Source organism: Halobacteriovorax sp. (genome assembly GCF_041587335.1).
GTDB lineage: Bacteria > Bdellovibrionota > Bacteriovoracia > Bacteriovoracales > Bacteriovoracaceae > Halobacteriovorax.
In genome coordinates this window covers 1-9,685 of sequence record NZ_JBFGYP010000114.1, presented here as the reverse complement: position 1 = coordinate 9,685, position 9,685 = coordinate 1, and the positions used below count along the sequence as shown (strand labels likewise).

Genomic DNA, 9,685 nt, shown 5'->3' with positions numbered 1-9,685 from the left:
GAAGTTCATCTTAGTATTCAAAAGTCGTAAGGGAGGTCCAAGCTCTGTTATATCTACTTTTTCTGTCGATATTGAAGGTGTTAGACGTGTTTTTAGTAGCTTAAGATGTCTTTAATGTCGAGAAGAGGCACTTTAGCTTATTAAGTCGTTGAATGTATTTTTGACTGCTTAGAAATTTTGAAAAGTTTGTGAGGAAACACTTTCGGTTATGGTTATGAACTTGATATAAATTCATGTAAAGAAGTTACATGAAAGTGGAAGAATCGAACTCTAGACTACGGAGTTTCTTTGACTTGTATACCGATTATTGCCTTAAGTGTTAAACCTGAAATAGAAGGATGGAGTCTGTTTAATATGACCGCCGTTCCTGTTTTTATAGTTTTTATCTTCTGTTCTTTGATGACAAAGAGAGAGTTTGGTTACTACTTTTTAGATGAACTGAAATAAAAATGCCTACTCCGAAGAATAGGCTTTTTATGGTGGTCCATTCAGTTTCTTACGCGAACTTTTCTTCCTCAGTTGTAAAACTATGATTTAATTCATGAACTTCTTCTATTTGGTTATTTTCCTCAGTGATATTAGTCTATCTATCTATCTATCTATCTATCTCGAGTCGATGAAATGAATTTTCAGTGAGTTGTGAACTTGGAATAATAGAGTGAGTAAACTAGATATATTATGGTTATAATCTTATGTTATAGAATTGAACTTCTTTTATGTAGGTATCTTAAAATGGTTAAAAAGTTAGGTTTACTAGTTGTATTATTGATCTCTTACCTTGGCGGAGATTTATTTGCTTCAGATTTAAAAGTAAAAAGAATCTGGGATAAGAAGATACCAAACGGTCTATTGTATGTTGCTGGAGACCTTAGCCCACGACCAGGTGTTGTTTTATTACATGGTAGTGAAGGTGGTTCAGCAAGAAGCTTAACCTTTATGGCAATGGAACTTGCTAATGAAGGTTATACAGTCTTAGTTTACTGTTACTTTAATTGTTGGAAAAAAAGTGGTGATAAAAACGAAACTCTTAAGGATATTGAACTGGCCAGTATCTTAAAAGACTTAAAAACGTTCAAAGAATCTAAATATGTATCTAATAAGTTTTCAATTTTTGGTCATTCCCGAGGGGCTGAGTTAGCGCTGGGGTTATCGAGCTATATAGATCCTAAAGATTCCCCTGTCGCAACGATAGCTCATGCGCCATCAGACACTTTTACGGGGTATTACAATTCAGATTGGAAAAACTCTAAATGTTGGATTTGTAAAAAAGGTGAGAACGTGTGCAAGAAAACAGAATTAAGATGGAATAAGAAGTGTGGAGGAATAAGTCCAAATGAAGTTTACAGTCACCCTGACTGGAAGACTAAGAGTTCTTGGAAGATAAAAGGAGTAACTATTCCATATGGTAAAAGAATTGAAATTGAAAAATTTAAGAAGCCAGTTTTAATAACTCACGGACTAGAAGACAGAGTTTGGTCAGTAAGTAGGTCAAAGCGAATTGTGGAAACTCTCAAGGGGGCCAATTTACCAGTAGAGGCACACTACTTTAAAAATGCTGGTCATTCTTTTGTAAAGGAGAGTGAGTGGGAAAGAAGGTCATTGGTGCTAAAATTTTTGAAAAAAAATCTAAAATAAAAAAGCCTCTATTTCTAAAGGCTTTTTAGCAAATCGTGTTCGTTTCTGATTTAACGATATGAGGTTGAACCGACTTAAGGGAGTAGAACCTTTGATTTAGACACAAAAAAGCCCCCTATTAAGGAGGCTTTTGCGTACGTTGAGGAAAATAGTTCGTTCAACGTAAAAATGGTGGAGCATACAAGATTTGAACTTGTGACCACCCGGTTATGAGCCGGGGGCTCTAACCAACTGAGCTAATGCTCCTCAAATTGGTTGTTAGGCTTTATAATATAAGTCGAAGATTCTATAATGTAAATTCTGAAAATGATCAAAAAGGATGACTATGAGCGCTAAAATATCTTTCGATAAATATTGTGGAACAGGAAATGACTTTATCGTTCTAGATAATAGAACAAATTCATTTGATCCGAAAGATTCAAGCTTTTGGCAAAGGCTTTGTGATAGACGCTTTGGAATAGGGGCTGACGGAGTACTCTTCTTTAATAATAGCGATGAATATGACTTTGAAATGGTCTATTTAAACGCTGATGGTGGAGAAGTTGGAATGTGCGGAAATGGAGCAAGAGCTCTCACAAGCTTCGCTAAAAAAATTCAATTTGATAAGACTAGCTTCACTTTCAAAACTAGAGATGGCATCTATACAAGCGAAGTTCTTAAAGACGGCGAAATAAAGCTTGAAATGACTCAGTTAGAAGAAATTAAGGCAATCGATGTTTCTGATATTCTAAAAAGCTCAAATTCTTTCTATATGAATACAGGAGTACCTCATAGTGTTTACTTCTTAGATACAGTTAATGACATCCCTCTGGATGAGTGGGGAGCTAAGGTTCGCTACGATAGTAGATTTTCAGAAGGATGCAATGCTAATTTCGTGGAAATTATAAGTGATGGTAACCTCAAAGTTAGAACATATGAAAGAGGTGTTGAAGGCGAGACTCTCGCTTGTGGCACAGGAGCCGTTGCCTGCGCTTGGGCATACAGAGAGTTATACAAGTCTTTAGACTCTATAAGTATAGATGTCCCTGGCGGTAACCTTCGAATTTTATTTCAAGAAGAAAAGGTTTTTCTATGTGGAAAAGCAGAGAAAATATTTTCAGGTGTCTTTGAAATTTAAAAGCTTCTCAATATATAAAATAATATTAGAAAAGAACTTACCAAACGTAACTAGGCCTATCACCAGGCCTGTGGTGTTTGCTAGAATATCAAGTAACTCGAATGATCGGTATCCAGACATTAGCTGCAAGAGCTCTATTAGAACCCCGATTAAGAAAAAGATTATAAATATGTTCTTATAGGACTCTTTCTTTGTGATTTGGACGAAATAGCTCATCATTAAGAAGTATGCAGAAAAATGAATGACTTTATCAATGTGCTGAAATGGGGGAATAGAAGGCTCTGTCCTTTTTAGACATAGGTAAAAGATCACTGCTATATAGCTGAGTCCAATGAATAACCATAATTTTAGAAGTTTTAGCTCTTTCATCATTTATAATTTTGAGTTTTTAACAAATTGATAATAAACTAGCTCTATGCAAAATAAAAGTTATCTAAAGATTTTTCTTAGCTCTATTCTCCTTATGATCTGTTTATCAGCTCAAGCAACAATAGTTCTAAATCTTGGAATCATTCATAAGAAAGCACTTAGTGCTAATGAAGGTCATATTCTCGTAAGTGAGGTCCATGAAATTAAGGAACTCGAAAATGGAGAAAGCTTCTTTGTTACAATGAAAAATGGAGTCGGCGTTGAGTTCAAGGCCTTCTTTGTTCAAAATCTAAATGACTATGGGCCAAGCCCTTTAATTGCTTTAACTGGGAAAATTTACAATTCGCAGGGGAGTATCTTGAAAAGTATTACTGAGAATGACTTTACCATTCCACTAGACTCTGAAAAAGTTCTTGTATTTGATGATAAGTCAGGACAAGAAGTCATAATAAAAATTGTCCCAACACTACTCTAATGAAAGATCGCGTCGATAAAGTTTTAGTTACACTAGGTATGGCCTCAACAAGGTCACAGGCAACTCAACTCGTTAAAGAGGGAGTAGTGTTCTATAAAAATACACTGGTAAAGAAGTCTTCCTTTTTAGTGGACGGAGAAGAGCTTGAAGTGCGCAAAGAGACTCTCTTTGTGGGCCGTGGTGCTCATAAAATTGAAGGAGCTTTGAAGTACTTTGATATTGATCCTACAGATATGGTCGTTGCCGATGTGGGAGCTTCTACTGGTGGATTTACGGACTATATTTTAAAAAATGGCGCAAAAAAAGTCTACGCTATTGATGTTGGTCACGGACAGCTTGCTCTCTCTCTTCGAGAAGATTCTAGAGTAGAAAATATGGAAGGCATAAACATAAGACACGAACTAGAGTTAGATGAATTAGTAGACTTAGCTGTAGTAGACCTATCTTATATTTCTTTAAAGCTCACACTGGATACGATTATTTCTCTAGTGAAAGAAGATGGAAAAGCTGTTGTGCTAGTTAAGCCACAGTTTGAAGTAGGTAAAGAAAATATAGGAAAAGGTGGAATCGTTAAAGATGAGAAAGCAAAATTAAACTCACTTGAGTCTTTATATGACTGGTGTGAAGAGAAGGGTTATGCGATTAAAAACGCTACCATTTCTCCAATCAAAGGTAAGACAGGGAATACGGAGTATTTTTTCTACTTTGATAAAACATTAAATGAGCATCTATTTAAAAGAGATGACTTAGCAAAAATTTAAGGAAATTTATGAAAAAGGTATGTGTATTTTGTGGATCAAGTGCTGGGAACGGAGAAAGCTATAAGTCTATGGCAAAAGAAATGGGTTCAGTTCTCACAAATAATCAGATGGGTCTAGTTTATGGTGGGGCATCTATTGGCGTCATGGGAACAATGGCCGATGAAGTTCTTGATGCTAATGGTGAAGTTTGGGGAGTTATGCCTAAGTCTTTAGTAGACTGGGAAGTGGCCCATCCAAAGCTTACAAAGTTTGAAGTGGTTGACTCAATGCACACACGAAAGCAATTAATGTACGATTGGTCAGATGCTTTTGTTGCAATGCCTGGTGGCTTTGGGACACTTGATGAGCTTTGTGAAATATTGACGTGGGCACAGCTAAAATACCATCAAAAGCCTTGCTTCCTATTAAACTTTAATGGTTTCTTTGACAATTTAGTTAAGCATTTTGACCATATAAATAAGGAAGGTTTCCTTTCTGATGAGCATTTAGAGTTAATAACTGTTGTTGATACTTTTGAAGAGTTAGAAAAGTCACTTAAAAATTGCTTAGTCTAGGTGCGTAATAATTGCCAATAGTTGTGTGATAATATATACTTTCATCACTTATAAAACCATTTTTGAAATATATTTAAGTCTGGAGATCGCATGACTAGGTTGGTGACTTTCGCCGTAGTTTTAATTGCAATAATCGTAGCTTCTAATCTTGAAACTTTTAAGTCTGAGAAAGTGTCTAATGCACGCTTTGATTTGAAGAAACAAGAGCTTGCGCACGCAAATCATTTACAAACTTTAAAAGAATTAGAAGAGAAGCGTTTAGCTCTTTTAAATCCTGTAGTTGAAGTTGAAGAAGAAGTAGTAGAAGGACCACTTGTTGTTCTTGATACACCTCAACTTGTTCACGGAAGTGAAGTCTATAAGACTTGTGTTGTTTGCCACGGTAAAAAAGGTGAAGGGAAAAAATCTCAAAATGCTCCTCAGATCGGTGGACAGCTTGATTGGTACATAGAGAAACAATTAACAGATATGAAATCTGGCACTAGAATAAATAAGGTTATGCAACCTTACTTAAAGAAATTAGAAGCTCAAGACTTTAAAGATCTTGCTGCATATATCTCTAAACTCCCTTGGGTTGAGAGAAAGTAAATACTCAGCGGCTTTAGGGCCGCTTTTTTTTGGTCTAAAATTATGCCTATCTATAAATTTGATTCTATAAGTCCCTCAATTGCTGATGAAGTCTTTATCGCGCCCTCTGCAGATATTATTGGAAAGGTGTGGATTGGAAGTAAATCAAGTATTTGGTTTAGAACAGTTGCTAGGGGAGATGTTCAAGAGATTCATATTGGAGAGTCTACCAATATCCAAGACCTCTGTATGTTACATGTGACCGAAGAGCTACCTCTTATTATTGGTAATGGTGTGAGCGTTGGTCACAGTGTTACCTTACATGCTTGCACGATTGAAGATAATTGTTTAATCGGTATGGGCTCAACTATTCTTGATGGAGCTATCATTGGAAAAAATTCACTTGTAGCTGCGGGATCTATTGTTGCCCCTGGAAAAGTATACCCAGAGGGAAGCTTTATAATAGGTACGCCAGCGGTAGTAAAAAGAAAGTTAACAGAAAATGAATTAGAGTTGTATGGACAGCACTTTAAAAGCTATGAGAAATACTCGAAGCAGTTTTTAGATACTAACTGCTTCGAAAAAATATCTGACTAGTAATCGTTTTGGTGAAATTTAAATCTAATATTTTCTAATAGTCTTCGACTATTTCCTAAGTCGTATGGAACACCTCTCATTTGTGCTCTCATATAGATTCTCTTTGTATTAGTGATATAGAACTCAATATCGGTGATTAACTTTCCATAAAGAGTTTGAGTCGCATAAATATAGTTATCTGTACTGCTCACTATATTGATATTTTTTTCTTTCAAGATAATTTTCATTACTTTTTCAAAAGCAAGATCTTTAGTTGATATTATTTTGATAGGTTCAATAAATTGATTTTCATCAGTAAGCTCTTTTCTAGAGTTAACACAGTTCTTCTCATAGCAATCTGATAGTGCGAATTCACTTACTTTTCCAATTTTTCTAACAGAGATCCCTCTCTTTAGTGGAGGAGAGTTATCAATACATGAAGTCACAAGTAGAGTCGTTATAAGTAGTAAAAATATATTTTTCATAGCTATTCCTTTATTTCCTGTGCAATTACATAAGGCTGAATAATGATAAATCTAAATCCAAGTTCTGGGTTCTCTTCCCATGATTGAACCATCTCTTCTGTTGGACGAAGAAGTTTCTCTGTAGATAGCCAGTTTTTGACATTCTCTACGTCATCTTCAGCAACCGCTGCAGCAACCGTAACAAGATCTAACTCAAGATCTACAACGAGAAGAGCTTCTCTTTTGTGGTGCTCTTCTAATAAGGGCCAAGTCGCTTTTTCAATTTCACTTTTTAATTTTTCTTTTAAATCTTCCATACGGTAAGGATACTCCATAGCTAGGTTTCACGCAAAGCTAGTGATAATTTTCTCTTCATCACTTATAAGCGCAAGATAAAGTTTATTAGTATATTCGATAATTTCTTCTTTTGTTGTTGATTCTGCCAAATAAATAGGCTCTCCATAGTGGATGATAATTTTTGTAAATGGTTTAGGAAACCTAAACTGATCCCATGACTTTTTAAAGGTCCAGAAATTCTTGGGAGTGACAGTTAAAGGTATAATAGGAACTCCCGACTTCTTGGCCATTTCAAAAACACCGGGTTTTATATTGTATAGAGGACCTCTAGGGCCATCGATTGCTACAGCACTTGGAGTGCCGTGCTTTAGTGATCGTATTGAGTTTATAAGAGCTTTCACACCACCCTTAGATGAACTTCCTCGAATTGGTTCATGACCAAAGAGTTCACAGACTCTTGCAGCATATTGACCATCTTTAGAAGGGCTAATAATCATAGAGTACTTTCTATCTAAGTGAGCAAGTATTGAGGCCAAAATATTTTGATGCCAGATTGCTAGTATATAAGAACTACTCCTATTCGCCTCTTCTAATAGAACACTCTGGTTTTGATATTCAAAACGATAAGTAGATTTAACTACCTTGAGTAAAAGGAATATTAGATAACAAGCAATACTTTGCATAAGGTCCTTATATTATTAGCTTTTATTATCTCTCGAATTCGATGAATTGTCATGTCTTTGCAAATTTATTCCCCAGAGCTTGTACTCAATTAAAATAGAATCTAGTATTTATAAATTAATATTTAAGGAGAATATAATGAAAAAAATTATGACATTAATTTTAGCATTAAGTACATTTTCAGTATTTGCTGCTAATCAAAAGTTAACAGTGGATACTTCAGCTTCAACTCTTGACTGGAAAGCTACAAAAGTTACTGGCGCACACAACGGAAAAGTAAAAATTAAATCTGGAAATTTAAACTTTAACGGAACTGATTTAGTTGGTGGTGAGTTTATTATCGATATGACTTCTATTACTTGTGAAGACATCAGTAAGAAGAAAGCAAATAAGAAATTTGTAAATCACTTACATAGCGATGACTTCTTTTCTACAGAAAAGTTTAAAACTGCAAAGCTTGTTATTAAGTCTTCAAGACTTGGTAAGGGCGGACACTTTGATGTTGAAGGTGATTTAACAATTAAAGGAATCACTAAACCAGTAATGTTCAGAGCAAATGTTGATAATAAAGGAAAGATGGCAACAGCAACTGCTGATATCAAATTTGATAGAAGTCATTATGATATAAAGTATAAGTCCGGATCATTCTTTCAAGATCTTGGGGATAAGTTAATTCATGATGAAGTTAACTTGAGTGTAAAACTAACTGCGAAGTAATTATTCTGGCCTACACTTTCGTGTGGGCCATATCGTTTTCAATTGATTTTTCTGCTGTTTCTTTATCTAGGCCAATATTTAAATAGTACTCCATTCCAAGCTCCATTATATTTCCTTGCTTGCTCTTAAGAGCGTCATAGTATTTGACCTCTAACTCATTCGTTTTAACTTCTCTTTTTCTATAGAATGGATAGAGTGCAAAAGTGATCACCATCACAGCTAGCATACTGAAAACTATATCTTTGATACCCATAATCTCTTAAATCCTGTAACTATTTAATAATATTGAAGCTTTATTATCTATAATATCTTCATTTCAATCAATATTGGTTAACATATCATTATTATTCGGATAAATCTCTCTGATGAATGAAAAAGCAGAAAAATTATATAGCGAACTTATTAACAGTAAGGGCCTTCCAAGTAATGAAGAGAGAAGATCTGTTCTTAATGAAAATATGGAGAACTTGCTTAGTAAAGATATAAACTGCTTTTCATGCACAGGCCTTTGTTGCACCTTCGTTTCAAACTCAATGCAGACAGATCCAATTCAGACATTAGAGCTATATACTTTCTTGCATAAAAACAAGAGATGGAATGAGGAGTTAATCTCAGAGCTTAAAGAAGTAATTAGAAACAACAGACTTGATTACGAAATTCAAACAGGCCTAGGCAGCACTTTTAGAAGAACTTATACTTGTCCCTTCTTTAACAAGGGTCCTAAGGGATGTTCTATTGATCCAGAGTGGAAGCCGTTTGGATGCTTAGGCTTTAATGCTAGATCACCTGGAGCGAGTGAGGGGAGTGATTGTACATCAGATATGAATCTTCTTAAGAAGAGAGAAGACCTCTATGAAGCAAAAGAAGATATATCAAATAGTTATTTAAAAGAGCTATTAGGACTTGATTGGGATAAGCTGCCAATGCCTGTGGCATTACTTAAGTTAGATGAGATATTAAAAGAATAAATTAATTAATCAAAAATAAAAAAGGAAATAGAAAATGTTAAATTATGTAGATGGATTCGTAGCACCAGTACCAAGTAAGAATATAGATGCTTATAAAGCAATTTCAGAAAGAGCGGGAAAGATCTGGATGGAGTATGGTGCACTTTCTTATGTGGAAAGTGTTTCTGACGATGTTGGATCTGGTGAAGAGACTTCTTTTCCACAAAGTGTAAATCTTGAGAAGGGTGAAATCGTTGTATTCTCTTGGATAACTTACAAGTCTAGAGAGCATAGAGATGAAGTTCTCGAGAAAGTAATGAGTGACCCTAGAATGGTTGATATGGAAAATGAAGAGATGCCATTTGATGGAAAGAGAATGATGTGGGGAGGATTTAAAAAATTAGTAAATTTTGAAAAATCTGATTCTTAGTTCAATATATTCAACTTGAATCAACTATAGAGATAAGTTATAGTTGATTCAGGCTTTGAAGACGCCTAACCGTTAGAAAGAGTACCTCACTTCAG

At 35.1% G+C, this 9,685-nt stretch carries 16 protein-coding genes and 1 tRNA gene; 11 read left to right on the top strand and 6 right to left on the bottom strand.

All coding sequences use genetic code 11. The features are described from left to right. Positions 1-288 precede the first annotated feature (288 nt). Together ABX784_RS13370 and ABX784_RS13365 are read left to right on the top strand one after the other, a co-directional pair. A complete protein-coding gene (locus ABX784_RS13370) occupies positions 289-447 on the top strand; it encodes a hypothetical protein (RefSeq protein ID WP_372655558.1) in 159 nt (52 codons plus the stop codon). A 285-nt stretch (positions 448-732) separates the two neighbouring features. Further along, a complete protein-coding gene (locus ABX784_RS13365) occupies positions 733-1,635 on the top strand; it encodes an alpha/beta hydrolase family protein (protein ID WP_372655557.1) in 903 nt (300 codons plus the stop codon). Positions 1,636-1,804: 169 nt separating this feature from the next. On the opposite strand, the gene ABX784_RS13360 is transcribed toward ABX784_RS13365, so the two are convergent. Next, positions 1,805-1,881, bottom strand: a tRNA-Ile gene (locus ABX784_RS13360). Positions 1,882-1,960: 79 nt separating this feature from the next. On the opposite strand from ABX784_RS13360, the gene dapF reads away from it, so the two are divergent. Further along, the gene (gene dapF / locus ABX784_RS13355) at positions 1,961-2,752 is read left to right on the top strand and encodes a diaminopimelate epimerase (RefSeq protein WP_372655556.1); all 792 of its coding nucleotides are present in this window, start codon (positions 1,961-1,963) and stop codon (positions 2,750-2,752) included. Here the strand turns inward: dapF and ABX784_RS13350 are convergent. Further along, positions 2,732-3,121 (bottom strand): VanZ family protein, encoded by a 390-nt coding sequence (locus ABX784_RS13350; RefSeq protein WP_372655555.1) that lies wholly within the window; start codon positions 3,119-3,121, stop codon positions 2,732-2,734. The genes dapF and ABX784_RS13350 overlap by 21 nt on opposite strands. 46 nt (positions 3,122-3,167) lie before the next feature. On the opposite strand from ABX784_RS13350, the gene ABX784_RS13345 reads away from it, so the two are divergent. The 5 genes from ABX784_RS13345 (at position 3,168) to ABX784_RS13325 (ending at position 6,075) form a co-directional block, all read left to right on the top strand. After that, a complete protein-coding gene (locus tag ABX784_RS13345; RefSeq protein ID WP_372655554.1) occupies positions 3,168-3,596 on the top strand; it encodes a hypothetical protein in 429 nt (142 codons plus the stop codon). After that, on the top strand, positions 3,596-4,357 hold the full coding sequence (locus ABX784_RS13340) for a TlyA family RNA methyltransferase (RefSeq protein ID WP_372655553.1): 762 nt from the start codon (positions 3,596-3,598) through the stop codon (positions 4,355-4,357). Before ABX784_RS13345 ends, ABX784_RS13340 begins: the two co-directional genes overlap by 1 nt. Positions 4,358-4,365: 8 nt before the next feature. Further along, positions 4,366-4,911 (top strand): TIGR00730 family Rossman fold protein, encoded by a 546-nt coding sequence (locus ABX784_RS13335; protein ID WP_372655552.1) that lies wholly within the window; start codon positions 4,366-4,368, stop codon positions 4,909-4,911. A gap of 90 nt (positions 4,912-5,001) precedes the next feature. Then, positions 5,002-5,499 carry a cytochrome c gene (locus ABX784_RS13330; protein ID WP_372655551.1) on the top strand — a complete coding sequence of 166 codons (498 nt, stop codon included), beginning with the start codon at positions 5,002-5,004 and terminating at the stop codon, positions 5,497-5,499. A 42-nt stretch (positions 5,500-5,541) separates the two neighbouring features. Beyond that, a complete protein-coding gene (locus ABX784_RS13325; protein WP_372655550.1) occupies positions 5,542-6,075 on the top strand; it encodes a gamma carbonic anhydrase family protein in 534 nt (177 codons plus the stop codon). Here the strand turns inward: ABX784_RS13325 and ABX784_RS13320 are convergent. From ABX784_RS13320 to ABX784_RS13310, 3 genes are read right to left on the bottom strand one after another with little or no spacing between them, the layout of a single operon-like run. Further along, positions 6,072-6,539, bottom strand: a complete 468-nt coding sequence (locus ABX784_RS13320; protein ID WP_372655549.1) for a DUF1499 domain-containing protein — start codon at positions 6,537-6,539, stop codon at positions 6,072-6,074. The two genes, ABX784_RS13325 and ABX784_RS13320, sit on opposite strands and share 4 nt — an antisense overlap. A 2-nt stretch (positions 6,540-6,541) precedes the next feature. Continuing rightward, the gene (locus tag ABX784_RS13315) at positions 6,542-6,835 is read right to left on the bottom strand and encodes a DUF2288 family protein (RefSeq protein WP_372655548.1); all 294 of its coding nucleotides are present in this window, start codon (positions 6,833-6,835) and stop codon (positions 6,542-6,544) included. A 27-nt stretch (positions 6,836-6,862) separates the two neighbouring features. Beyond that, positions 6,863-7,498: a lysophospholipid acyltransferase family protein gene (locus ABX784_RS13310; protein WP_372655547.1), complete on the bottom strand. Its 636-nt coding sequence runs from the start codon at positions 7,496-7,498 to the stop codon at positions 6,863-6,865. A 136-nt stretch (positions 7,499-7,634) separates the two neighbouring features. Here ABX784_RS13310 and ABX784_RS13305 point away from each other — a divergent pair, with 136 nt between their 5' ends. Further along, positions 7,635-8,213 carry a YceI family protein gene (locus tag ABX784_RS13305; protein WP_372655546.1) on the top strand — a complete coding sequence of 193 codons (579 nt, stop codon included), beginning with the start codon at positions 7,635-7,637 and terminating at the stop codon, positions 8,211-8,213. Positions 8,214-8,223: 10 nt separating this feature from the next. Here ABX784_RS13305 and ABX784_RS13300 read toward each other — a convergent pair whose 3' ends face one another. Continuing rightward, positions 8,224-8,466, bottom strand: a complete 243-nt coding sequence (locus tag ABX784_RS13300; protein ID WP_372655545.1) for a hypothetical protein — start codon at positions 8,464-8,466, stop codon at positions 8,224-8,226. 112 nt (positions 8,467-8,578) lie between these two features. Between ABX784_RS13300 and ABX784_RS13295 the strand changes: the two genes are divergently transcribed. Next, positions 8,579-9,181 (top strand): hypothetical protein, encoded by a 603-nt coding sequence (locus ABX784_RS13295; RefSeq protein WP_372655544.1) that lies wholly within the window; start codon positions 8,579-8,581, stop codon positions 9,179-9,181. Positions 9,182-9,215: 34 nt separating this feature from the next. After that, the gene (locus ABX784_RS13290; RefSeq protein ID WP_372655543.1) at positions 9,216-9,590 is read left to right on the top strand and encodes a DUF1428 domain-containing protein; all 375 of its coding nucleotides are present in this window, start codon (positions 9,216-9,218) and stop codon (positions 9,588-9,590) included. Positions 9,591-9,685: the final 95 nt, after the last annotated feature.

What these genes read in the sequence shown, in the direction of transcription:
- ABX784_RS13365 (WP_372655557.1), top strand. Translation starts at nt 733, where the DNA reads ATGGTTAAAAAGTTAGGTTTACTAGTTGTATTATTGATCTCTTACCTT.
- dapF (WP_372655556.1), top strand. Translation starts at nt 1,961, where the DNA reads ATGAGCGCTAAAATATCTTTCGATAAATATTGTGGAACAGGAAATGAC.
- ABX784_RS13350 (WP_372655555.1), bottom strand. Translation starts at nt 3,121, where the DNA reads ATGAAAGAGCTAAAACTTCTAAAATTATGGTTATTCATTGGACTCAGC.
- ABX784_RS13345 (WP_372655554.1), top strand. Translation starts at nt 3,168, where the DNA reads ATGCAAAATAAAAGTTATCTAAAGATTTTTCTTAGCTCTATTCTCCTT.
- ABX784_RS13340 (WP_372655553.1), top strand. Translation starts at nt 3,596, where the DNA reads ATGAAAGATCGCGTCGATAAAGTTTTAGTTACACTAGGTATGGCCTCA.
- ABX784_RS13335 (WP_372655552.1), top strand. Translation starts at nt 4,366, where the DNA reads ATGAAAAAGGTATGTGTATTTTGTGGATCAAGTGCTGGGAACGGAGAA.
- ABX784_RS13330 (WP_372655551.1), top strand. Translation starts at nt 5,002, where the DNA reads ATGACTAGGTTGGTGACTTTCGCCGTAGTTTTAATTGCAATAATCGTA.
- ABX784_RS13325 (WP_372655550.1), top strand. Translation starts at nt 5,542, where the DNA reads ATGCCTATCTATAAATTTGATTCTATAAGTCCCTCAATTGCTGATGAA.
- ABX784_RS13320 (WP_372655549.1), bottom strand. Translation starts at nt 6,539, where the DNA reads ATGAAAAATATATTTTTACTACTTATAACGACTCTACTTGTGACTTCA.
- ABX784_RS13315 (WP_372655548.1), bottom strand. Translation starts at nt 6,835, where the DNA reads ATGGAAGATTTAAAAGAAAAATTAAAAAGTGAAATTGAAAAAGCGACT.
- ABX784_RS13310 (WP_372655547.1), bottom strand. Translation starts at nt 7,498, where the DNA reads ATGCAAAGTATTGCTTGTTATCTAATATTCCTTTTACTCAAGGTAGTT.
- ABX784_RS13305 (WP_372655546.1), top strand. Translation starts at nt 7,635, where the DNA reads ATGAAAAAAATTATGACATTAATTTTAGCATTAAGTACATTTTCAGTA.
- ABX784_RS13300 (WP_372655545.1), bottom strand. Translation starts at nt 8,466, where the DNA reads ATGGGTATCAAAGATATAGTTTTCAGTATGCTAGCTGTGATGGTGATC.
- ABX784_RS13295 (WP_372655544.1), top strand. Translation starts at nt 8,579, where the DNA reads ATGAATGAAAAAGCAGAAAAATTATATAGCGAACTTATTAACAGTAAG.
- ABX784_RS13290 (WP_372655543.1), top strand. Translation starts at nt 9,216, where the DNA reads ATGTTAAATTATGTAGATGGATTCGTAGCACCAGTACCAAGTAAGAAT.